At 64.8% G+C, this 22,079-nt stretch carries 18 protein-coding genes; 12 read left to right on the forward strand and 6 right to left on the reverse strand.

Features of this window, described 5'->3' with window-relative positions:
* Positions 1 to 84 precede the first annotated feature (84 nt).
* Together ACQR0Z_RS05205 and ACQR0Z_RS05210 are read left to right on the forward strand one after the other, a co-directional pair.
* Positions 85 to 963 (forward strand): 3-hydroxybutyryl-CoA dehydrogenase, encoded by an 879-nt coding sequence (locus ACQR0Z_RS05205; protein ID WP_434859839.1) that lies wholly within the window; start codon positions 85 to 87, stop codon positions 961 to 963.
* Between the two features lie 73 nt (positions 964 to 1,036).
* Positions 1,037 to 1,234: a putative motility protein gene (locus ACQR0Z_RS05210; protein ID WP_172111345.1), complete on the forward strand. Its 198-nt coding sequence runs from the start codon at positions 1,037 to 1,039 to the stop codon at positions 1,232 to 1,234.
* A 150-nt stretch (positions 1,235 to 1,384) separates the two neighbouring features.
* Here ACQR0Z_RS05210 and tlpA read toward each other — a convergent pair whose 3' ends face one another.
* Positions 1,385 to 2,074, reverse strand: a complete 690-nt coding sequence (gene tlpA, locus ACQR0Z_RS05215) for a thiol:disulfide interchange protein TlpA (RefSeq protein ID WP_434917878.1) — start codon at positions 2,072 to 2,074, stop codon at positions 1,385 to 1,387.
* A gap of 95 nt (positions 2,075 to 2,169) precedes the next feature.
* Here tlpA and argH point away from each other — a divergent pair, with 95 nt between their 5' ends.
* The 3 genes from argH (at position 2,170) to lysA (ending at position 5,563) form a co-directional block, all read left to right on the forward strand.
* Positions 2,170 to 3,561 (forward strand): argininosuccinate lyase, encoded by a 1,392-nt coding sequence (argH, locus tag ACQR0Z_RS05220; protein WP_434917879.1) that lies wholly within the window; start codon positions 2,170 to 2,172, stop codon positions 3,559 to 3,561.
* Positions 3,562 to 3,659: 98 nt separating this feature from the next.
* Positions 3,660 to 3,938: an LPS translocon maturation chaperone LptM gene (gene lptM / locus ACQR0Z_RS05225; protein ID WP_434859842.1), complete on the forward strand. Its 279-nt coding sequence runs from the start codon at positions 3,660 to 3,662 to the stop codon at positions 3,936 to 3,938.
* Positions 3,939 to 4,297: 359 nt separating this feature from the next.
* Positions 4,298 to 5,563 (forward strand): diaminopimelate decarboxylase, encoded by a 1,266-nt coding sequence (gene lysA / locus ACQR0Z_RS05230; RefSeq protein ID WP_434917880.1) that lies wholly within the window; start codon positions 4,298 to 4,300, stop codon positions 5,561 to 5,563.
* 220 nt (positions 5,564 to 5,783) lie between these two features.
* On the opposite strand, the gene ACQR0Z_RS05235 is transcribed toward lysA, so the two are convergent.
* Positions 5,784 to 6,080 carry a HigA family addiction module antitoxin gene (locus ACQR0Z_RS05235; protein WP_434859844.1) on the reverse strand — a complete coding sequence of 99 codons (297 nt, stop codon included), beginning with the start codon at positions 6,078 to 6,080 and terminating at the stop codon, positions 5,784 to 5,786.
* A 193-nt stretch (positions 6,081 to 6,273) separates the two neighbouring features.
* Between ACQR0Z_RS05235 and argC the strand changes: the two genes are divergently transcribed.
* The 3 genes from argC (at position 6,274) to ACQR0Z_RS05250 (ending at position 11,688) form a co-directional block, all read left to right on the forward strand.
* Positions 6,274 to 7,248 carry an N-acetyl-gamma-glutamyl-phosphate reductase gene (argC, locus tag ACQR0Z_RS05240; RefSeq protein WP_434917881.1) on the forward strand — a complete coding sequence of 325 codons (975 nt, stop codon included), beginning with the start codon at positions 6,274 to 6,276 and terminating at the stop codon, positions 7,246 to 7,248.
* 1,520 nt (positions 7,249 to 8,768) lie between these two features.
* Positions 8,769 to 10,112, forward strand: coding sequence for a DNA sulfur modification protein DndB (locus ACQR0Z_RS05245; protein WP_434917882.1), 1,344 nt, complete (start codon positions 8,769 to 8,771; stop codon positions 10,110 to 10,112).
* A 109-nt stretch (positions 10,113 to 10,221) separates the two neighbouring features.
* The gene (locus tag ACQR0Z_RS05250; RefSeq protein ID WP_434917883.1) at positions 10,222 to 11,688 is read left to right on the forward strand and encodes a hypothetical protein; all 1,467 of its coding nucleotides are present in this window, start codon (positions 10,222 to 10,224) and stop codon (positions 11,686 to 11,688) included.
* 695 nt (positions 11,689 to 12,383) lie between these two features.
* Here ACQR0Z_RS05250 and ACQR0Z_RS05255 read toward each other — a convergent pair.
* Positions 12,384 to 12,656: a hypothetical protein gene (locus ACQR0Z_RS05255; RefSeq protein ID WP_434917884.1), complete on the reverse strand. Its 273-nt coding sequence runs from the start codon at positions 12,654 to 12,656 to the stop codon at positions 12,384 to 12,386.
* A gap of 223 nt (positions 12,657 to 12,879) precedes the next feature.
* Here ACQR0Z_RS05255 and ACQR0Z_RS05260 point away from each other — a divergent pair, with 223 nt between their 5' ends.
* Positions 12,880 to 15,498 (forward strand): TIGR02302 family protein, encoded by a 2,619-nt coding sequence (locus ACQR0Z_RS05260; protein WP_434917885.1) that lies wholly within the window; start codon positions 12,880 to 12,882, stop codon positions 15,496 to 15,498.
* Positions 15,499 to 15,620: 122 nt separating this feature from the next.
* Here ACQR0Z_RS05260 and ACQR0Z_RS05265 read toward each other — a convergent pair whose 3' ends face one another.
* The gene (locus ACQR0Z_RS05265) at positions 15,621 to 16,496 is read right to left on the reverse strand and encodes a MurR/RpiR family transcriptional regulator (protein WP_434917886.1); all 876 of its coding nucleotides are present in this window, start codon (positions 16,494 to 16,496) and stop codon (positions 15,621 to 15,623) included.
* A gap of 168 nt (positions 16,497 to 16,664) precedes the next feature.
* On the opposite strand from ACQR0Z_RS05265, the gene ACQR0Z_RS05270 reads away from it, so the two are divergent.
* Positions 16,665 to 19,013: a phosphocholine-specific phospholipase C gene (locus ACQR0Z_RS05270; protein WP_434917887.1), complete on the forward strand. Its 2,349-nt coding sequence runs from the start codon at positions 16,665 to 16,667 to the stop codon at positions 19,011 to 19,013.
* A 53-nt stretch (positions 19,014 to 19,066) separates the two neighbouring features.
* Here ACQR0Z_RS05270 and ACQR0Z_RS05275 read toward each other — a convergent pair whose 3' ends face one another.
* Both ACQR0Z_RS05275 and greA read right to left on the reverse strand, forming a co-directional pair.
* On the reverse strand, positions 19,067 to 19,528 hold the full coding sequence (locus tag ACQR0Z_RS05275; RefSeq protein ID WP_434917888.1) for a metallophosphoesterase family protein: 462 nt from the start codon (positions 19,526 to 19,528) through the stop codon (positions 19,067 to 19,069).
* Positions 19,529 to 19,557: 29 nt separating this feature from the next.
* Complete coding sequence (gene greA, locus ACQR0Z_RS05280) at positions 19,558 to 20,040, reverse strand: transcription elongation factor GreA (protein WP_434879618.1); 483 nt, start codon at positions 20,038 to 20,040, stop codon at positions 19,558 to 19,560.
* Between the two features lie 183 nt (positions 20,041 to 20,223).
* Here greA and ACQR0Z_RS05285 point away from each other — a divergent pair, with 183 nt between their 5' ends.
* Positions 20,224 to 21,087: an IclR family transcriptional regulator gene (locus ACQR0Z_RS05285; RefSeq protein ID WP_434917889.1), complete on the forward strand. Its 864-nt coding sequence runs from the start codon at positions 20,224 to 20,226 to the stop codon at positions 21,085 to 21,087.
* Positions 21,088 to 21,112: 25 nt separating this feature from the next.
* The gene (locus tag ACQR0Z_RS05290) at positions 21,113 to 22,057 is read left to right on the forward strand and encodes a dihydrodipicolinate synthase family protein (protein ID WP_434917890.1); all 945 of its coding nucleotides are present in this window, start codon (positions 21,113 to 21,115) and stop codon (positions 22,055 to 22,057) included.
* The last annotated feature ends 22 nt before the right edge of the window (positions 22,058 to 22,079 follow it).

Consider the following 22,079-nt stretch of genomic DNA (forward strand, 5'->3'; position numbering starts at 1 on the left):
GCCGCATGGGACCTTGGCGGCCGGTGTTCCTTCTTCAAGGGGTTGGACGGGCATCTGCAGTGCGCCGTCCCGGTGGATGACAACATGGCTCAGATCAACAAGCTCGGTGTGATCGGCGCAGGACAGATGGGCAACGGCATCGCGCATGTTGCCGCGCTGGCCGGTCTCGACGTGGTGCTCAACGACGTCACGGCCGATCGCTTGAAGTCGGGCATGGCCACCATCAACGGCAACCTGACCCGCCAGGTGGCGAAGAAGGTCATCACCGAGGAGGCTCGGGGCGATGCGCTCAAGCACATCTCACTGACCGAAACCCTGGATGGCCTCGCCGATTGCGACCTCGTCATCGAGACCGCGATCGAGAAGGAGGACGTCAAGCGCAAGATCTTCCACGATCTCTGCGCCGTCCTGAAGCCGGAAGCAATCATCGCCTCCAACACCTCGTCGATCTCGATCACGCGGCTCGCCGCCTGTACCGACCGGCCGGAGCGCTTCATCGGCATCCATTTCATGAACCCGGTTCCGCTGATGGAGCTGGTTGAGCTGATCCGCGGCATCGCCACCGACGACGCCACCTTCGAGGCCGCCAAGGAGTTCGTCGGACGGCTCGGCAAGCAGGTCGCCGTCTCCGAGGATTTCCCGGCCTTCATCGTCAACCGCGTGCTGCTGCCGATGATCAACGAGGCGATCTACACGCTGTACGAGGGCGTTGGGAACGTCGAGGCGATCGACGCGGCGATGAAGCTCGGCGCGCATCACCCGATGGGGCCGCTCGAGCTCGCCGATTTCATCGGCCTCGATACCTGTCTGTCGATCATGCAGGTGCTGCACGAGGGCCTCGCCGACTCCAAGTACCGGCCGTGTCCGCTGCTGGTGAAATATGTCGAGGCCGGCTGGCTCGGCCGCAAGACGCAGCGCGGCTTCTACGACTATCGCGGCCCCAAGCCGGTGCCGACCCGCTGAAACAATCCGAAACGATCGACACGCTTCGTTAAGGCTGATCGGCTACCGTTCAGCTCAGACGAGGTATATGCGTATGGATATGAGCTTGGTGGCTGCGGTCATGGCGCAGCAGGCGAGTGCGACCCAGCAGCAGGTTGCGACGTCGGTCTTGAAGCAGAATTTGGACGCGCAGAAGGACGCCGTCCTGACCCTGCTCGGCGGCGCCCAGCAGACGCTGTCGCTCGCCAATGTCGGCCCGGGTGTGGGCGGCAACCTCAATATCGCCGCCTGAGCGCGACGACTTCTTTTCCCTCATCCACGGTCATTCCGGGGCGATGCGGAGCATCGAACCCGGAATCCAGAGTTTGTCGGACTCATCTCGAGATTCCGGGTTCAGCCCTTAAGGGCTGCCCCGGAATGACGGCCGTGGTGATGGAACGACCTACAGCCCCGCCGCCGCCTTCGACGTCGCCGCCTGGATGAGCTTGAGCGCGTCGGCGCTGTCCCATTCGGCCGGTCCCGCGATGGTCGCGATCTCGCAGCCTTGGCCGTCGACCAGTACCGAGGTCGGCATGCCCAAGGCGCGACCGACCGCCTTCAGATCCTGGAACACTTTGGCTTTCGCGTCGCTGAAATAGGCGAGCTGCGTCAGCTTGGCGTCGGCGAGGAACGTCTTCGGCTTCTCCGGGTCGCGGGTGTCGATGTTGACCGCGACCACCTGGAAGGCGTCGCTGCCGAGCTTGGCCTGCAGGCCGTCCAGCGCCGGCATCTCCTTGCGGCAGGGCACGCACCAGGTCGCCCAGAGGTTCAACAGCACCGTCTTGCCGCGGAAATCCGACAGTTTCGCCGGCTTGCCCGAGGCATCCTCGAACGCGAGGTCCGGCAGCCGCAGCGGCGCCTTCGCGGCGGTCAGCGCCGCCACCTCACCCGTGATCAGCGGCGCCAGCCGCGCCGCGGTGTCGACCGCCGCCTGGCAGGCCTGGTCGCCGGCCGGCTTGCCCTTCAGGAGGCCCCCGAACGACACCGCCGCGATGCCGGTCACGGCAATCACGGCCACGGCGCCGGCGATCAGCACGGTTCGGCCGCGCGAGGCGGGGCGGGCAGGGGACGTCTCTGGCTTATCGTTTGTCATGTCGGGTCGGTTGCGGCTATCAGAGGCGCGAATTTCGGGGCATCAGACGGTGTGTCCCATCCAGACGCGGTCATCAAGGTTTAAGAGCGGCAGGCATGAGCAACAAGATGTGGGGCGGCCGGTTCACGGAACGTCCCGACGAGATCATGGAGGACATCAACGTCTCGATCGACGTCGATCGCCACCTCTACGCGCAGGACATCGCCGCGTCCAAGGCGCACGCCGCCATGCTCGCCGCCCAGGGCATCATCACGGCTGGTGATGCGAAAAATCTGGCTAAGGGTCTAGACACGATCCTGTCAGAGATCACCAAGGGTTCCTTCGAATTCAAGCGCGCGCTCGAAGACATCCATATGAACGTCGAGAGCCGGCTTTCCGAACTGATCGGCCCCGCCGCCGGCCGGCTGCACACCGCGCGCTCGCGCAACGACCAGGTCGCGACCGATTTCCGCCTGTTCGTCCGCGACACCATTGACGACATCGACGCGGCGCTGGCCGCCTACCAGCAGGCGCTCGCCACCCGTGCGCTCGAATTCGCCGGCACCGTCATGCCCGGCTTCACCCATCTGCAGACCGCCCAGCCGGTCACCTTCGGCCACCATCTGCTGGCCTATGTCGAGATGGCGGGCCGCGACCGTGGCCGCTTTCTCGACGCCCGCAAGCGCCTCAACGAATCCCCGCTGGGGGCGGCTGCGCTCGCCGGCACCTCGTTCCCGATCGACCGCCACGCCACGGCGGAGGCGCTCGGCTTCGACCGCCCGATGGCCAATTCGCTCGACGCCGTCTCCGACCGCGACTTCGTGCTGGAGACGCTCTCGGCCGCATCGATCTGCGCCGTGCATCTGTCGCGCTTCGCCGAGGAGATCGTGATCTGGACCTCGCCGCTGGTCGGCCTGATCAAGCTGTCGGACAAGTTCACCACCGGCTCCTCGATCATGCCGCAGAAGCGCAATCCGGACGCCGCCGAGCTCGTCCGCGCCAAGACCGGGCGCGTCATCGGCGCGCTCAACGGCCTCCTCATCGTCATGAAGGGCCTGCCGCTCGCCTATCAGAAGGACATGCAGGAGGATAAGCAGGGCGCGATGGAGGCGTTCGCCGCGCTGTCGCTCGCCATCCGCGCCATGACCGGCATGGCGCTCGACCTGGTGCCCGACGAAGCCCGCATGAAGGCCGCCGCCGGCGAGGGCTACGCCACCGCCACCGACCTCGCCGACTGGCTGGTGCGCACGCTGAAGATGCCGTTCCGCGAGGCTCATCACGTCACGGGCCGCATCGTCGCGCTGGCGTCGACGCAGGGCGTCGCGCTGCACGAGCTGCCGCTGAAGGCGATGCAGGAGGTCGAGCCCAAGATCACCGCCGACGTGCTCGGCGTGCTCTCGGTGGAATCCTCCGTGAAGAGCCGCACCAGCTTCGGCGGCACCGCGCCGAAGAACGTGGCCGCGCAGGCCAAGGCCTGGCTGAAGCGACTGGAAAAGCAGCGGAAGTAGGGCTCCCGTCCGAAATTTGATCGCCCTGGCGTGGCACTCCGGCACTCGTCAGGGCGGATCAACCTCTGTATGGTGCCGCCCGCATGGGGATTTCACACGTGAATAGCGCTCGCCGTCCAACCTCCGCCGCCCGGATCGTTCTCGTCCTGGGCGCCTCCGCGCTGCTGCTGGCCGCCTGCGGCCGCAAGGGCCCGTTGGACCTGCCCGCCAATTCCCCGCCGGCGCCCCAGCTCTCGGCTGCCCCGACCGATACCGCGACCGAGGCCGCCAACAAGCCCGGCCTGTTCAATTCCGGCTACGGCGCCGACGGCGCCCCGGCCGCCGCCCGCGGCCAGAAGAAATCCTTCGTCCTGGATCCGCTGCTGGACAGCAAATAAGCCTTCGGCTCGCGGGAGCAGTCTCCCTTCGCTACAGTCCCGCTCTCCATGATTTCGTCATTCCGGGGCATTCGCGCGCAGCGCGAATGAGCCCGGAATCCATAGCCACAGGCCGCTGCGGCGTGGCGAGCCGGCAACTCCGAGCGTGCCCCACACGGCATCCTGGGGTTATGGGTTCCGGGCTCGCGCTTCGCGCGCCCCGGAACGACATCGAATGCGATCGCCCGCGCCTGGATGCGCGGAGCTGCGGGACACCCTCCAGGGGAGGGTGGCAGCGCGGGTTTGACATTCCACCCCATTTCCCGGCAATTCGCCGCCACAATCACCCTTTTCGCAGCCCCGCGCGCGGATCAAACCCCATGAACCATTTCGACTACCGCGACGGCGTGCTGCACGCCGAGGCCGTCAATCTCGCCACACTCGCCGCCTCCGTCGGCACCCCGTTCTACTGCTACTCCACCGCCACGCTGGAGCGGCACTACCGCGTGTTCGCGGACGCCTTCGCCGGCCAGGACGTGCTGATCTGCTACGCGATGAAAGCCAATTCCAACCAGTCGGTGCTGCGCACGCTCGCCAAGTGTGGGGCCGGCGCCGACGTCGTCTCCGGCGGCGAATTGAAGCGCGCGCTGGCGGCCGGTATCCCGTCGCGGAAAATCGTGTTCTCCGGCGTCGGCAAGACCGAGGCCGAGCTGCGCGCCGCGCTCGCCGCCGACATCCACTGCCTCAACATCGAATCCGAGCCCGAGCTCGACCTGCTGGCGCGCCTCGCCGTGGAGACCGGCCACACCGCCCGCATCTCCATCCGCGTCAATCCGGACGTCGATGCCGGCACGCACGCCAAGATCTCGACCGGCAAGTCGGAGAACAAGTTCGGCATTCCGCTCGACCACGCCCGCCGCGTCTACGCCCGCGCCGCGAAGATGCCGGGCATCAAGGTCACCGGCGTCGACGTCCATATCGGCAGCCAGATCACCGATCTCGGCCCGATGGAGACCGCCTTCCGCATCCTCGCCGACTTCGTGCAGACCCTGCGCGCCGACGGCCACGACATCTCCCATGTCGATTTCGGCGGCGGCCTCGGCATCCCCTATCACCTGGACCGTACCGTGCCGCCGGAGCCCGCCGCCTACGCCGCGATGGTCAAGCGCGTGTCGCACAATCTCGGCTGCACGCTGATGTTCGAGCCCGGCCGCATGATCGTCGGCAATGCCGGCATCCTCATCGCCAAGGTGATCTATGTGAAGCACGGCGAGGCCAAGAACTTCGTCATCATCGACGCCGCGATGAACGATTTGATCCGCCCGACGCTCTACGAGGCGCATCACGACATCCTCCACGTCCAGCAGCCCGCGCCGAACGCGCCCGCCTTCGTGGCCGACGTCGTCGGCCCGGTCTGCGAAAGCGGCGACTACCTCGCCCTCGACCGCGCGCTGCCCGAGCCCAAGCCCGGCGACCTCCTCGCCATCATGACCGCCGGCGCCTATGGCGCCGTCCAGGCCTGCACCTACAACACCCGAGCGCTGGTGCCCGAGGTTCTGGTCAAGGGCGACCAGTCCGCCGTGATCCGCCCGCGCATCGAGGTCGAGCAACTGATCGCGATGGACACCCCGGCGCCGTGGCTGTGAGGGGCGCTATCGCCCCGACACCTTACCCGCGCTGTTGCGCTCGCCTGTCTCCACAACGTCATGCCCGGGCTTGTCCCGGGCATCCACGTCCATCCGAGCGCGCAGAGCGACGTGGATGGCCGGGACAAGCCCGGCCATGACGGAGTAACTGATAAGCAGGTCGTTCGGCGCACCAGCATAGATCGTCGTGACTGCCACGATCCTCCTGCCGAGTTGTTACTCACACTGCTTCGTAAGCCGCGATCCTCTCTATTTCAGGCGCGAGCGTGTCTTCCGCTGTTTCGAGATCGTATCGCGCCTGCATATTCACCCAGAATGCACCGCCGGTCTTGAAGAATTTGCCGAGCCGCAGCGCGGTGTCGGCCGTCACCGGTTTCTCTTCACGCGCAATGCGCTCGATCCGGGTGCGCGGTACGTTCAGCGCGGCGGCGACCGCATAGGGCGTGAGCTTGAGCGGAACGAGGAACTCCTCCCGCAGGATTTCACCGGGATGAACCGGCGGCAGCTTCTTCGCCATCTGCGTTCTCGCATGTCTGTGGCCACATCGGACTTGTTCCGGCGCTCGGGGGCAAGGCTGACGGCCGCAGCCTGGTTTGCTTATTGACCATGGTGATTTTAGTTTAACCCGGATCAGGCGCCTCCGCGAGATCGCGTTCCCTGGTCAGAATCCCGACCTGATCGGTCACACTGTTCTGCGAGGACCCCCACCCATGAGCATTCGCGTCGGCATCGTCGGGATCTCCGGTTTTGGCGGCGGCGAGGCGATGCGCCTGGTCGCGGGGCATCCCGCGTTCGAGCTGGTCTACGCCGCCGGCGAAGGCAGCGCCGGCCAGCGTCTGGCGGAGCGCTTCCCCGGCGTGCCCGCAAAACTCGCCGATCTCGTGATCGAGAAGTGGGACCCCACAGCGCTGCCGCCGCTCGACGTGCTGTTCGCTTCGCTCCCCACCGGCGCCTCGCGCGAGGCGCTGGCGCGCGTGCCGGGCCAGGTGAAGATCGTCGACATCGGCGGCGACCACCGCTACGCCGACGGCTGGACCTACGGCCTCGCCGACGTCTGGCCGAGCGAGATCGCGGGCAAGACGCGCATCGCCAATCCCGGCTGCTTCCCGGCGGCGGCGCTGACCCCGCTGGCGCCGCTGCTCGCCGAAAAACTGATCTCGCCCGACAACATCGTGATCGACGCCAAGACCGGCATCTCCGGCGCCGGCCGCGGCGGCGACAGTAAATTCGGCTACGCCGAGAGCAACGAGAACCTGATCCCCTACGGCCTGCTCAGGCACGTCCACATGCCCGAGATCGAAAGCACGATCGCGCGCCTCGGTGGCGGCAGCGCCACAGGCCTCGTGTTCACGCCGCATCTGGTGCCGATGACCCGCGGCATCCTCGCCACCATCTACGCCCGCGGCCGCGCCACCACGGCGCAATGCCTCGACGCCGCCCGCCGCTTCTATCGTGACAGCGCCTTCGTCCGCGTCACCGACACGCCGCCGCAGACCAAATGGGCCACCGGCTCCAACCTCGCCTTCGTCAGCTACGCCGCCGACCCCGACCGCAATTTGGTGATCGCGCTCGGCGTCGTCGACAATCTCGGCAAGGGCGCCGCCGGCCAGGCGGTGCAGAATGCGAATTTGATGTGCGGGCTACCGGAGACGGCGGGGCTGGAGGGGGCGCCGGTTTGGCCGTGAGGGCTTGCCGAGTCGATCTTCGTCGCTAGGATGATCGAGATCGGCATGTCGTCGACCCGGTGTGAAAGCGGTGACAGCCTCGCTTCGACCGCGCTCCGCCGGAGGCTCAGCGGGCGATCTCCTCGCCGGGAGTCCGGCACCCACAACGCTCGCGCGCGCTGGTGCGGGAGTTGCTGGAAGTTATCCGGCCGCCGTGATCTGTCTGCGCATCAATGGCGAGCAATTCATCAACTAGACACGCCGACGCCGTTGCTGGACTAACAGTTCATAATCGGTATGATTTGGCGTCGATCACCGTCACAGCAAGCACGTCTTGAGTTCGTTCTTCCGTCGGGAAACCTCGCGATCGTGTCCGATCAGCCAGCGTCATACAAATAGATCTGAATTGAAGGTATAACTTAGTAAATCAGCGCCGAAGCGAACTATGCGGAGGATCTTATGGTGAAGCGCGTCCTCGTACCAGTAGTAGTTAGTTTGTGGTCTGTCGGTCTGTGGTGTGCCGCCGTACTGGCTGACACGGGAGTTCCGAGTGGTGCAGTGGCGAATCCTCCCCAACCAACAATCGACTGGTTCGCCCGCGGCGCCTCTGCGCTAGCGATCTTAATCAGCATGGCGAGTTTCGTTTGGGGGCGAGTTGATAAGCATAACGATCGAAAAGCTGAAAAAGCAGCTAAAGATCCCGTAATAGATCTCGACGTAACTGGCTTCGCCGGTGGCCCATTGAATTATGAGCTGAGAATTGAAAATCGGGCCGATGTTTCGTTGGCCTTGCTAAGTATGTCGTGCACCGGTGGGGTTAGGCTGACTTCGGACGAGGGCCACGTTGGCTCCAAGGGTACCGCGATCGATTACAATGGCCAGAGGATTGATCCTCGCAAATCTGAGACATATGTCGGCGAGATCTATCCTCCAGCCGGTGGCGGAGACGTAGACTTTGTAGTCCGAACACGGGTCAACGAACATCAACCCAGGGTCCACGAAGCCAGAATCAAGCGAAATTTAAGAGGCTGATTCCTTCTTGTTTCACGGTTCGCTGTGGCGTGGTGCCGGCGCGAGATTCTAACCATGTTCAGCGCTGCCGGCCAGGCGGTGCAGAATGCCAACCTAGTCTGCGGCTCCCGGCAACCGCGGGATTGATCGGGGCGCCGGTTTGGCCGTGACGGCCCACTGGCTGTGGAAGCGAACTGGAGCCAGCGGCCGCCCTCGCCATCATCACCGCCGTTTAGGCGCCGGAGATACCATTCACCGAATGCAGAAGAGCCTAGAGCGCGCTTCTGATTAGAGTAATATGGCACCGGCAGCCAGCTTCCGGGGCGGGTGCAACCGATTATTGTCGTCGGGAATTCTTACGCGCCATCAGCGCCATGCCGCGGCGCAGCGCGATTTCGAACGAATTTCTTCGAAGCGAACTGAATTTCGAGTGGATTTCTTCGAAATGGCCTGTTAAACGGCGAAGGCCGCCCCGGCTGGAACCCGAGGCGGCCCTTTGGAAACTCGCGATCATCTTGGAGAAAATCGCTATGCCTATCGTAGTCCCCGCACTAGCCGATATCAACATCCCGCCGCACGTTAAAGTGACGACCACCGATAGCTTCGAATCGTTGATGTCGGAGATCGGACGCCGTTCGATGATGGGGTATGCCGGAGAAAGCTTCTTCGGCACCGCCTTTGTCCAGGGCTCCCGCCTCCAGTTCACCACTGCCATGCCGATCCAAAAGATGGTGGAAGTGAGCAAGGCCGACCGCTCGCGCAAGAAAGATAACGTGCGCGAGGTGACCGAGCACTCGAACAGGCCGCAGGAGTCGAGCCATGCCAAACAGGTGCGCAATTACCTGATGAACACTGCTTGCACCGGCGACAAATTCATTCTGCCAGCCTTCACCTTCAACTACGGCGTCGGCCTCGAAGATGATTCGCCGGTAGCCACGCTCATTCTGTTCGCCAATGGTAGCGACGGTACCAATGCATGGCCGGCTATCCTTCTGCTTCCGCAGGGGGCGAAGCTCGACACCACCGATGGCGCGCACCGCCGTTCTCAGATCGACGAGATCTTAACCAGCCCGAAGGTTGAAGAGCAAGCGAAAGAGGCGCTGAAGCGTAACGCCGTTGACGTCAAAATTGTATTTGAGAACAGCCGATCGGACAGTCATCAGGACTTCGCCGACTGCGGCAAGGCGAAGGCAATCCCGAAATCACTGGTGGCAACCTTCGATGTCCGCGATCTGCGCAACCAGCGCAGCCGCGAACTCGTGATGTCCCTGCCGTTCTTATCGAAGTACGTGGACGCCACTGCGTCGAACGTCAATCTGTCCGGGAAATCTCGGATGATTTGGTCGATGAGCGCGGTGCGAATGTTCATTGCCCACATTGTGGATCATCACTCGAATCAGGATCTAACAGAAGCAGCGAAGACCGCTGGCGCCGAGGATTTCTTCGCGGCGCTCGTCCGCCATCTGCCGCAACTGGCGGCGTTGGAGAAGGCCCGCAAGGACCCATCTTCCGACGTCACCACCGGATCCTTGCGCGACGTGAAGGGCGGTGACGTGGCGTTGCGCGGCATCGGTATGGCGATCTTCGCGCGGGCTTTCCTGTACTGCGTCGAGCACAACATGGACTTTGAAGTCATGGCCGCCGCGTTGGCTCGCCTTGATTGGCACTTGTTGAGCTGCGAGCGCAATGAATTGCCCGAAGGCCCAACGTTCGGCAGTGAAGTCATCAAGAATGCGCAACCGACATGGGCGCATCTTCTGGTTATCGGTGAATCGCGGTATCGCGTCAGCTCTTCTTCCGTGGACGCCGACACCGCATGGGACAAGATTTGTAGCCAAGTCTTACCGGTCACTACCAGCCAGAACGCGGCATAATTTTTTCAAGTGCCAGAAGACCTCGGCTTAAGGCCGAGGTCTTCATCTTACGTACTAGTTCAAGGGTGTCTGCATGTCGGGAGTTTAGTTGCAACTATAAGGTATACTGATGATCTTTTTCTCAGAGCGGTTCGGAATCGATGCGGCGGCGCTCGAAGCTCATGGCGCGCTCGATGTCTCGCTCGTAACGGACCTGCCATTTTTCATCGACCCCTTTCTACTCTTCAATAGCAAGAAGGCGATTTATCGCGCGCTGCACGAGAGCATCATCGCGTATCTGGTTTTTCTTCGCGACAAAGCGGCAGCGGGAGAAATCAGCGAGGCACTGCTCCGCGCGTGGTATTGCTTTCCGGAGGTCAAACAGACTTGGATAGGTTTCTCGGAGAAGGGGAACTCCGGCAGCGGCCTGGGCATCGACTTCGCGCGAGCGCTCCACGAGAACTTACACAAGCTCTTTCCGGAATTCGGCGAGGAGAGCGTGACAAAGGGAAGCCACCTAGAAAAGGTGTGCCTCATTCGAGAAGGGGTCGGTCGCGACAACATCAGTGATTTCGTCACCAATCTGATCAAGGATTTCCTTTGCAAATACACGGAGGAGTTAGCGCGGAAGCACCTGCCGGATGACCAGACGCGCGACGTTGCGATCAACAACTCGATTTTTAACTATGAGACGGAGACATGGGAGAGCAAGACATATCGCCTGCCATGGGCGGATGACGATTACGTTCTATTGTGTCCGAAAGATTTGCTAACTCGGGACGAGAACTGGATTAACAAACTGGATTTGGTGAGGCGGTTCGAAGAAATCCCACTCGCGATCCCCGATGGGCAGCTGCGTGGACTGGTCACCAATTATTTCGAGAAAGCTTTACCTCGGCATCCTCGCCGGCATCCGAATCAGAGGGAGCAGGCAGAAGCCGCGCGTCGCACGATCTTGCAGTTTCCGCAGCTCATCGATTATTACATAAAGGTTAAAGAACAGCGCGGCGCTGAAGCGACCAGTATCGCCAATGAAAAGGTCAGGCTCACGGAACAGCTTCTCGTCACGCAGCTCAAACACCTGCGCGAGTTGCTGCAGCAAAACACGGAGTTTTATCGTGTCCGCGGCACCACATACGATGAAGCGCACCAGCGAGTAGCCTATCTGAAGGACGTGATCGAAAACAAGGGAGGTCACCGGCTGTTTTACAGCGGCGGCGTGGCTATCCAGCGCGAATCCGATCTCCAAATCGCGTATCGTCTCGTCTGGCCTGGCTCTACGTCTGATGTGAGCACCGAAGTGAACGATGGTCGCGGACCGGCTGATTTCAAAATCTCCCGTGGCGCCACGGACAAGACGATCGTCGAGATGAAGCTCGCAAAAAACACGCAGTTGAAACGCAATCTCGAACGGCAAGTCGAAATCTACAAGAAAGCGAGTGATGCGGATAGTGCGATCAAAGTGATTATGTTCTTCACGGCCGAGGAGGAAGAGCGGGTTGCCGCAATTCTTGCGGACCTCGGGCTTTCGGACAACAAAGATATTGTTCTGATCGATGCAAGGAATGACAACAAGCCATCTGGATCGAAGGCGTAGCCCCCCAGCCCAGACTGGAGACGAAGCCGTGAAGGCCAGGGAGGCCAGCAGGAATTGCGTTGCCTGTCTATCTATCCGCATTGCACGACGACCAAATTCAGCATTATCGCCAGGCCCGAGAGTTGATGTACCGAGTCCCGTCGCCCGAAAATATTTCTTGCGCTTTATCCGAAATCGTGCTTTACTCTCCGCATCCCGTCCCGCTGAGGGGGCGCTTCGCGATCGTCACGGACGTCGGGTGCGGGATGCGGTGGGCGCATGGGGACGCAGCGCGGGCTTGCTCGCGCGGACGAACGATCCCGGTGCGACGAGGAAGTCGCGTGGTTCTGGCATCCCGGTGCTGATGCCAAGTGGGCGAGGACGTGTCGTCCGCGACGGGGCCAACAAGCCGGTCCCCGGGAAGAGCGCGTATAATTCGTAACACCATCGCGCAGGGAAGGCCGGGTGATCCCGGCTGAGCCTGTGGTTCTGCCGCGTGCTTATTTGTTGCACGCGGACCGCAGGTGCCAGTCGGCACCTGGCCTTCCCTGCGCCCTCTGTTTGGAGGAGGGCGGTACGTGTTGCAAAGCTCGGGCGGAAACCGCGCCGCGAGAATGGAGCCTCATGCCAGTACGGAGAGCGGTGACGTGACCGTCGGTGCTGTGCGCTGATGGCGTCGTCGAGGCGTATTGCGGCGCGGGCGGGGCTGCTGACCGTTACTTTTGTCCGACGCCCAGCAACATCAGGACCAAGAAACACGCGCCGAACACGAGCAAGCTCATAATCAGCCGCACGCGCGCCCTGTTGCCCTCCGCCGTCCAGAGGCCGGGAATGAAGAGAATGAGTGGGCCAAGCAACGACGTCAGCCAGATGCTGTTGTCGGGCCGTTCGTTCTGCAGCATGGCGAAGAACGAGTAGATCGCGACAACCACGGCGACGAGTGCTCCCAGGAAGCAGATCGGCGCGACTGCCACGAAGAGGAGGTTCATGATGCCTGGTCCGTTTGCGTTCGGGGTGAAGCGTGGGACCCAGCGTAGCCGCGATCGCCGGCTCCGACGAGCGGACCGACGGCGGGCTCCCGTGAATTTTCGGGAACCGCCCCGGTCACACTCCCGTGTGATCCCCCTGCGCAGGCGGGAAAGTCTTGGCACGGTGCGTGCCTCATGGATGCCTTTGTGGTAGGGTGAACATCCGGGCAACCTGGAGAGACTGTTGAGCGGCCTCACGAACGAGCCGGCCTCGCCGGCAAGCAGCACTCCCGATCGGCTTTCCAGCGATGCCCTCGCGCGGCTCAAGCTGGCGCAGGCGCTGAAGCGGGCGCGGTATGCCATCGCCTGGGAGCGCGGCTGGCCGCATCTCGCGCGGCTCTTGATGGTCATCGGCCTGTTCCTGATCGTGTCCTGGGCCGGATTGTGGCTCGGCCTGCCGTTCGCGGCGCGCATGATCGGCGTGTCGCTGTTCCTGTTGCTGCTGCTCGGCGCCGCCGTGCCGATCCTGAAGTATCGCTGGCCAAGCCGCGAGGAGGGGCTGTCGCGGCTCGATCGCGGCTCCGGCATCGCGCATCGTCCGGCCACCGCGCTCACGGATACGCTCACCACCAAGGATCCGATCGCGCAGGCGCTGTGGCAGGCGCAGCGCGAGCGCACGCTCGCCTCCGTCAAACGCATCCGCGCCGGCACGCCGCGGCCGCGGCTGTTGCTGCATGATCCCTGGGCGGTGCGCGCGCTGGTCGTCGTGCTCCTGGTCGCGACCTGGTTTGCCGCCGGCGACGAGCGGCCGATGCGCATCGCCTCCGCATTCGACTGGAACGGCGTGATGACGCCGGTCGCGATCCGCGTCGATGCCTGGGTCAAGCCGCCGCTCTATACCGCCAAGCCCCCGATCATCCTGTCCGCCGCCAACAAGGAAGGCGCAGTGCCGGCGAACGGCCCGATCGTGGTGCCCGCGGGCTCGACCCTGATCATCCGCTCCAGCGGCGGCACGCTCGACGTCATCACCGGCGGCGGCGTGACCGAGGCCGGAGCGAACGAGGTCGCCGCCGGCGAAGCCGCGCCGAAGGGCACCACCGAGAAGCACTATGTCGTCAAGTCCGACGGCACCGTGCATGTGCGCGCGCCGGCGGGCCAGCCGCAATGGGTGTTCGCGGCGACGCCGGACAAGCCGCCGGTCATCAGCATGGCCAAGGACCCCGAGCGCCAGGCGCGCGGCTCGCTGAAACTGTCCTACAAGATCGAGGATGATTACGGCGTCACCGAAGCCCGCGCCAAGGTCGCCGCGCGCGCCGCCGAGACCAAGCCGGACGCGCCCGCGGCGCGGCCGCTGTTCCAGCCGCCGGAGTTTCCGCTGGTGCTGCCGAACGCGCGCACCCGCAACGGTCTCGGCCAGACCGTCAAGGACCTGAGCGAGGACCCCTATGCCGGCGCCGACGTTACGCTGACCCTGACCGCCAAGGACGAGGCCGGCAATGAGGGCACCAGCGAGCCGTTCGAGACCAAGCTGCCGGAGCGGCTGTTCACAAAACCGCTGGCGCGGGCGCTGATCGAGCAGCGAAGGATTCTGGCGCTCGACGGCAACCGCAATGCCGACGTGTTCACCGCGCTCGATGCGCTGGCGATCGCCCCGGAAATGTTCACACCGGAGCCCGGCCAGTATCTCGGCCTGCGCTCGGTGACCCGCCAGCTCGAGGCCGCGCGCACCGACGATGCGCTGCGCGAGGTCGTCGCCAGCCTGTGGGCGCTCGCGCTGACGATCGAGGACGGCAACATCTCCGACGTCGACAAGGCGCTGCGCGCGGCGCAGGACGCGCTGAAGCAGGCGCTGGAGCGCGGCGCTAGCGACGAGGAGATCAAGAAGCTCGCCGAAGATTTGCGCAAGGCGATGGACAACTACATGCGCCAGCTCGCCGAGCAGCTGCGCAACAACCCGCAGATGGCGCAGCGGCCGCTCGACCAGAACACCAAGGTGCTGCGCCAGCAGGACCTGCAGAACATGATCGACCGCATGGAGCGGCTGTCGCGTCAGGGCGACAAGGAGGGCGCGCGCGAGCTGCTCGAGCAGCTGCAGCAGATGCTTGAGAATCTGCAGATGGCGCAGCCGGGCCAGGGCGGCGACCAGGACATGGAGCAGGCGCTCAACGAGCTCGGCGACATGATCCGCAAGCAGCAGCAGCTTCGCGACAAGACCTTCAAGCAGGGCCAGGACTCCCGGCGCAACCGCGGCAAGAATCAGCAGGGCGACCAGGACCCGAGCATGGGCGACCTGCAGCAGGATCAGCAGGCGCTGCGCGACCGGTTGAAGCAGTTGCAGGAGCAGCTCGCCAAGCGCGGCATGGGCCAGAAGGGCGAAAAGGGACAGAAGGGTCAGAAAGGCCAGAAGGGGCAGCCCGGACAGCAGGGTGATCCCGGTGATCAAGGCGACCAGGGCGATGCCGGCGACGGTCTCGACGAGGCCGATGGCGCGATGGGCGATGCCGGCAGCCAGCTCGGCGACAGCAACGCCGACGGCGCGGTGGAGTCGCAGGGCAAGGCGCTGGATGCGCTGCGCAAGGGCGCGCAGAGCCTGGCCGAGGCGATGCAGCAGGGCGACGGCGACCAGCCGGGCGACGGCCCTGGTCAGCGCGCCGGCCGCCAGCAGGGCGCGCAGCAGACCGATCCGCTCGGCCGCCCGATGCATCCGGGACGCGACATCGACGATTTCTCGCAGAAGATTCCGGGCGAGATCGACGTCCAGCGCGTGAGGCGCATTCTGGAAGAACTGCGCCGCCGCCTCGGCGATCAGTCGCGGCCGCAGGTCGAGCTCGACTACATCGAGCGGCTGCTGAAGGACTATTAGAGCATGATCCGGAAAAGTGGAAACCGGTTTTCCGAAAAGATCATGCTCAAACAAAAAGATAAGATCATGATGCGTTTCCGTCGAAACGCATCATGATCTAGGTCGCGCGCGGGCCGCGGATGTCAGTAGCGCTTCTCGGACAGGATGCGCGCCGCGTGCTGCAGCTTCTCGACCGAGCGCTCGGTGTCGGTCAGCGCGCAGCAGCTGACCAGGGTGTCGATGATCGCGAGCTGCGCGACGCGGCTGCTCATCGCCTCCGGCCGGTAGCGCGTCTCGTTGGCGACGGTGTAGAGCAGCACCTCGCAATGCGCCGCCAGCGGCGACTTGCCGAGCCGGGTGATGCCGATGGTCCGTGCGCCCGCCGCCTGCGCCAGCTTGGTCGCCAGCACCGTCTCGACCGTGCTGCCGGAATGCGACACGGTGACGGTGGCGACCTCAGGGCCAGTCATGCCCGCGCTGACGGCCTGGACGTGGGAGTCGACGATGGCATTCGCGGCGAGGCCGAGCTGCAGCAGTCGATAGGAGAGATCCTGCGCCACCGGCGCCGAGCTGCCGATGCCGTAGATCTCGATCCGCCGCGCCTCGCGCAGCAGCTTCGCCGCCAGCGCCAGCGCGTCCATCGACAGCAGCCGCCGCGTCTCCTGCAGCGAGGCGGCATGGGCGGCGAAGATGTGGTCGGTGACCGCCGCCGGATCATCGCCGCGATGCAGATCCTCCTGGATCAGCCTGACCGGCTCGATCAGGTCCCGCGCCAGCATGATCTTGAGCTCCTGGAAGCCGCGCACGCCCACCCGCCGGCAGAACGACACGATCGTCCCCTCGCTGACCCCGCAGGCTTCCGCGACCTCGGTGATCGACATGTGGATGAACGGCTCCGGCCGGGCCAGCACCAGCTCCGCAATCTGCCGCGCCTTCGGCGGCAGCTCGTTCTGCAGCTCCCGCACGCGGGACAGGATGCCGGTCGCAGCCGGCCCGGAGCTGAAGGTGGAACCCGTCACGCAAGCCTCATGCGTTCGACTGAGAAAATCTCATCGTGAATCAGATCATAAATAAATATTTCACAGCGACGTCAAGTCGCACTGCTACCCCTTCGGCCGCTCCCAGGCGGAGGCCGTTGTCCGGCCGCCGCCGATGTCCTCTCCAGGATTTCAGAAGGCCGAAACATCATGACAACACGTCGCGACTTTCTCGCAGGCGCCACGGCGGCGGCGACCTTCGCCAGCATCCGCCAGGCATTGGCCATTCCGGCGCGGCGCCGGACCGGCACCATTCAGGACGTCAAGTACATCGTCATCCTGATGCAGGAGAACCGTTCCTTCGACCATTACTTCGGCACGCTGCGCGGCGTCCGCGGCTTCGGCGACCGTTTCCCGATCCCGCTGGAGAGCGGCAAGCCGGTCTGGTTCCAGTCCGACGGCACCCGCGAGATCCCGCCCTATCACCGCGACTCCACCACCTCCAACGCGCTGGTCGGCTACGGCACGCCGCATTCCTTCGGCGACAGCCAGGCGGCGTGGAATCAGGGCAAGATGGGCTATTGGGCGAAGTACAAGACGCCCTATGCGATGGGCTATTTCGGCCGCGACGATATCCCGTTCCAGTTCGCGCTCGCCGAGGCGTTCACGATCTGCGACGCCTACCACGCCTCGATCACCACCGGCACCGATCCCAACCGCATCGTGTTCTGGTCCGGCTCCAACTTCAATCCGGCGCTGCGCGCGCAGGGCATCAACTCCACCACCAACGATGCCGAGCCGAACAATCTGCGCTGCTGGCCGAACCCGCACAATTGGGTCGCGGGCCAGCCGCAGCCGCAGGCGAGCTACAAATATGTCGGCAGCGATTTCAACTGGGACACGCTGCCGGATCTCCTGAACAAGGCCGGCGTCAGCTGGCACATCTATCAGGACATGAACGACAACTGGACCGGCGCTATGCACGGCTGTCTCGCGTTCTCCAGCTTCCGCCACGCACAGCCGAACGATCCGAACTATGTGCACGGCCTGACCGGCGGTCCGGACTATCTCGACCGGCTGAAGGCCGACGTCATGGCCGGCACCCTGCCGCAGGTGTCCTGGATCCTGCCGACGCAGGCGAACTCCGAGCATCCCGGCGGCGGCAGCCCGACCCGCGCCGGCAATTTCACCGACCAGGTGCTAGAGGCGCTGACGGCCAACCCGGAGGTCTGGAGCCAGACCGTCTTCTTCCTGACCTTCGACGAGAACGACGGCTTCTTCGATCATCTGCCGGCGCCGGCCGTGCCGTCCTACGACATCAACGGCAGACTGATGGGCAAGGCGACCCTGCCGCTCGACGGCGAGTATTTCTCCAACACCGTCGGCAACGTCCTCACCGCGACCGATACGATCAGCGGCAACATCCGGCCCTGGGGCCTCTCCGCGCGCGTGCCGATGTATGTGGTGTCGCCGTGGAGCAAGGGCGGCTGGGTCAACTCGCAGGTGTTCGACCACACCTCGGTCGGCCGCTTCCTGGAGAAGCGCTTCGGCATCAAGGTCGAGGCCATCAGCCCGTGGCACCGCGCTGTTTCCGGCGATCTGACCTCCGCGTTCGATTTCGCCAGCCCGAACGATCCGCGCTTCCCGGAGCTGCCCGACCAGAGCAACTGGCAGGCCTCGGATGCGCACCAGAAGACCTTGCCGGCGCCCGTCGCTCCCGCGACGCCGCAGCCGCTGTTCCAGGAGACCGGCGCGCGCTACTCCCGCCCGCTGCCCTACATCCTGCACGCCACCGCGAAGGTCGATGCTGCCGCGGGCAAGGTGAAGCTGCTGTTTGCCAACACCGGCTTCGCCGGCGCCGTCTTCCATGTCTACGACAAGCGGCATCTCGATCTCATTCCGCGCCGCTACACCGTCGAGGCCGGCAAGATGCTGGATGACGAATGGAGCGTCGGCCCTGACGGGCTGTACGATCTCTGGGTGCTCGGCCCGAACGGCTTCCATCGTCACTTCAAGGGCGATGTCGGCAAGGTCAGGCAGGCACATGCGGCCAACCCCGAGATCTTCGTCGGCTACAACCTGTTCGAGGGCGGCCTGCACATGCAGCTGCGCAACGACGGCCAGGGCCGCGTGAATTTCGCGGTGAAGTCCAACGCGATCTATGGACCGCTGCAGGCCGTCACGGCGTCGGTGTCGGCCGCGCTGGAGCCGATGTGCCCGGGCTTCGGTCCGCGGCCCGACGTGCATCTGGTCGGCTTCGGCCCCGTCCCGGGCTTCCGTCCGGCGCCGGATTTCGATGCTCCGGGCTTCGGCTTCGGTGCGCCGAGCTTCTTCCCCGGCCCGAGCCATGGCGGCCCGTCGACCTCGTGGACCGTGAAGGCGTCGGCGCCCGGCCACCACGGCGAGCTGTACTGGCACCTGCGCAAGTCCGGCCTGTGGTACGACTTCGTCGTCACCAGCGACACCGACGACAGCTTCTACCGCCGCGTCGCCGGCCACATCGAGACCGGCCGTCCCTCGTTCAGCGATCCCGGCATGGCGCTCGCCGATCGGTTCTGATCGCGGTGTGCCTAATCAGTTGCGGAGGGCGCCCCTGGGCGCCCTCTCGCCATTCAGCCGCCGCCGAGATCGTGAATCAACGGCGACAGACTGCCCGGAGAGATATCGAGCGTCGCCAGCGTGATCGGCAGCTTGAAGCGACGCGGTCCCGCACTGCCGGGATTCAAGTAGACCACGCCATCGCGGGTCTCGATGCGGGCGCGATGCGAGTGGCCGAAGATGACCATGTCGATGCCCTCGGCAGCCGGATCGATTGTGAGATCATGGACGTCATGCACGACATGAAAGCGTCTGCCGCCAAGTTCGACGGTCTGGGTCGCAGGATAGGCCTTCGCCCATTCCTCGCTGTCGATGTTGCCGCGGATCGCGGTGACCGGTGCGATGGCGCGGAGATGATCGATGATCTCAGGACGGCCGATGTCGCCGGCGTGGATGATGTGATCGGCGCCGCCGAGGCGTTGCTTCGCTTCCGGGCGGAGCAGGCCGTGCGTGTCCGAGATGATGCCGATGCGCATGTCGGAAGCTCACCTGATGCGTTGAGCGCTTATGCGATGCTCAGGATTTCCAGCTCCTGGCCCGATGCTTCGATCACGTCGCCGACCGCCTTGCCCATCAGCAGCCGCGCGACCGGCGCGACGTGGGAGATCATGCCGAGCTTCGGGTCGGCTTCGTCCTCGCCGACGATTGCGTAGGTCTGCACGCGGCCGTCGCCGCGCCTGAACGTCACCGTGCTGCCGAACGCGATCGTCGCGGTGGAGGCGGGCGGTGGCATCACCTGCGCGGTGCGCAGCCGCGCCGAGAAATAGCGTGCATCGCGCAACGGCAGCGCCTGCTCACGCCGGCGCTCGTTGACGTCCTCGATCGCTTGCGCCGCCTCGTAGGCCGCCTGCGCCTGGCGCAATTGATCCTCGAGCGCCTTCAGCCCCGCCTCGGTGACGAGGTTCGGGTGCGGTGAGACCGGCCGGTCCGGCAGCATCGTCTCCGCAGCCGTCTCGGCGCTCTCTTCCTTGGTGAATGCAACGCTCACGCGGATCTCCTGCAGGCGCCGCCGGATGCGCAGCGCGTCGGGGAGAGATCATGCGGCGGAGACGAATTTCAAGCGGCCCGGTGAGCGCCATGCGCACGCGACGGCTCGCCCCTTGACAGGCGTCGACAACGCAGCTTGAATATACGAACTATAGTTCGCAATCCGAACCCTAGCAAGCTGAGAATGTCCGCCATCGAGACGGGCGTCAAGCAGGAAACGTCGGAGCCTCCCGTGGACGAGGAAACCAAGGCCGGGAAAAGCGTCGTGCAGTCGCTGGCCAAGGGCTTTCAGGTGCTGAATGCCTTCACCAGCGAGGAGCCCGAACTGGTGCTCGCCGACGTCGCGCGCCGCGCGGGGCTCGACAAGGGCACCACGTTCCGGCTGCTGAACACGCTCGTCATGCTCGGTTACGTCGAGAAGGTCGGAGACACGCGCCGCTTCCGCCTGACGCTGAAATGCCTCGACCTCGGCTTCAACGCGATCGCGCGATCCGAGCTGCGCGACCAGGCGCGGCCAATTCTCCGGAGTCTGGTCGGCGAGATGAACGAGGCCGCCTCGCTCGCGGTGCTCGACGGCAGCGACATCGTCTATGTCGAGCGCATCCAGGCCGGCCTCGTCCGGCTCGGCGTCGACGTCCGCATCGGCAGCCGCGCGCCGGTCTATTCCACCGCTGTCGGTCAGGCGCTGCTGGCGCTGCTGCCGGTGGAGACGCAGATCGAGGTGCTCGAGGCGCAGCCGCGCATCAAGCGCACGGAGACGACGATCACCGATCTCGACGCGCTGTTGCAGCGCCTGCGCCACGTCAAGACCGCCGGCTACGCACTCTCGAATCAGGAGAACGCGCCGGGGCTGTGCGTGCTCGCGGCTCCCGTCGTCGATCGCGACGGCGTTCCGCTCGCTGCGATCAGCGTCGCCGCGCCGACGATGCGCATCTCGGCCGAGGCGTTCGAGCGCATGGGCGTGGCGCCGCTGCTGCGCGCTGCCGCGCAGCTGTCGCGCGCGCTCGAAGCCATGGGCGGCGCCACCGCCACCGTTTCCAACCGATGACACCAGAACTCACGAGGAACCCGACATGAGCGTCATGACCAACTTCAAGGGGATCATCCCGGCGATCGCCGTCCCCTTCAACGCCGACCACTCGATCGACGAGGCGGAGCTGACGCGCTACGCGGCCTGGCTAGGCAAGCGCCGCGGCATCGTCGGCATCATGACCAATGGCCACACCGGCGAGGTGTTCAGCCTCACAGCCAGGGAGCGCGCGGAGGTCACGCGCATAGTCGCCAAGGCGCTCACCGGCATCTGCCCGACCATCTCCTCCGTCGTCTGCGAAGGCATCAAGGACGGCATCGAGCATGCGCTGATGGCCAAGGAGGCCGGCGCCGCCGCGCTCGATATCATGCCGCCACATCACTGGCTGCGCTTCGGCTTCAAGCGCGAGCATTGCCTTGATTACTTCAGCGCGATCGGCGAGGCGACGAGGCTGCCGTTGATCGTGCACGTCTATCCGGCCTGGACGCGCGCCTCGTTCTCGTCGGAGCTGCTCGCCGAGCTCGCCCGCCTCGATCACGTCCAGGCGTTCAAGATCGGCACCCGCGAGATGAACAAATACGCCCGCGACCTCAAGGCGATCCGCGCGGCGGCGCCGCACAAGGCGCTGCTCACCTGCCACGACGAATATCTGCTGGCCTCGATGGTGCAGGGCGTCGACGGCGCGCTGGTCGGCTTCGCCTCGCTGATACCGGACCTGATCCACGATCTGTTCACCGCCGTCACCGCCGGTGATCTCAAGCTCGCCATGAAGCTGCAAAGCATGATCGATCCGCTGAAGGACGCGGTGTATGGCGCGGGCGAGCCGACCGGCGAGGCCCATGGCCGCATGAAAGCCGCGATGCAGGTGGCAGGCGTCATTCGCGACGCCACCGTGCGTCCGCCGACGCATGCGCCGAGCGCCGATGAGATGGCCGCGATCCGCGCCGCGGTGGCCGCGGCCGGACTGACGGTGCAGGCTGCGGCCTGAGTTCGCGACGACGCGGCAGCCG

Source organism: Bradyrhizobium sp. HKCCYLS3077, from assembly GCF_051167555.1.
Taxonomy (GTDB): Bacteria; Pseudomonadota; Alphaproteobacteria; order Rhizobiales; family Xanthobacteraceae; genus Bradyrhizobium.

Excerpts from the sequence above, each read along its gene's own strand:
- ACQR0Z_RS05290 (WP_434917890.1), top strand. The coding sequence starts at position 21,113 with ATGAGCGTCATGACCAACTTCAAGGGGATCATCCCGGCGATCGCCGTC.
- lysA (WP_434917880.1), top strand. The coding sequence starts at position 4,298 with ATGAACCATTTCGACTACCGCGACGGCGTGCTGCACGCCGAGGCCGTC.
- ACQR0Z_RS05255 (WP_434917884.1), bottom strand. The coding sequence starts at position 12,656 with ATGAACCTCCTCTTCGTGGCAGTCGCGCCGATCTGCTTCCTGGGAGCA.
- ACQR0Z_RS05285 (WP_434917889.1), top strand. The coding sequence starts at position 20,224 with ATGTCCGCCATCGAGACGGGCGTCAAGCAGGAAACGTCGGAGCCTCCC.
- argC (WP_434917881.1), top strand. The coding sequence starts at position 6,274 with ATGAGCATTCGCGTCGGCATCGTCGGGATCTCCGGTTTTGGCGGCGGC.
- ACQR0Z_RS05275 (WP_434917888.1), bottom strand. The coding sequence starts at position 19,528 with ATGCGCATCGGCATCATCTCGGACACGCACGGCCTGCTCCGCCCGGAA.
- tlpA (WP_434917878.1), bottom strand. The coding sequence starts at position 2,074 with ATGACAAACGATAAGCCAGAGACGTCCCCTGCCCGCCCCGCCTCGCGC.
- ACQR0Z_RS05270 (WP_434917887.1), top strand. The coding sequence starts at position 16,665 with ATGACAACACGTCGCGACTTTCTCGCAGGCGCCACGGCGGCGGCGACC.
- ACQR0Z_RS05245 (WP_434917882.1), top strand. The coding sequence starts at position 8,769 with ATGCCTATCGTAGTCCCCGCACTAGCCGATATCAACATCCCGCCGCAC.
- ACQR0Z_RS05235 (WP_434859844.1), bottom strand. The coding sequence starts at position 6,080 with ATGGCGAAGAAGCTGCCGCCGGTTCATCCCGGTGAAATCCTGCGGGAG.
- ACQR0Z_RS05250 (WP_434917883.1), top strand. The coding sequence starts at position 10,222 with ATGATCTTTTTCTCAGAGCGGTTCGGAATCGATGCGGCGGCGCTCGAA.
- ACQR0Z_RS05210 (WP_172111345.1), top strand. The coding sequence starts at position 1,037 with ATGGATATGAGCTTGGTGGCTGCGGTCATGGCGCAGCAGGCGAGTGCG.
- argH (WP_434917879.1), top strand. The coding sequence starts at position 2,170 with ATGAGCAACAAGATGTGGGGCGGCCGGTTCACGGAACGTCCCGACGAG.
- ACQR0Z_RS05205 (WP_434859839.1), top strand. The coding sequence starts at position 85 with ATGGCTCAGATCAACAAGCTCGGTGTGATCGGCGCAGGACAGATGGGC.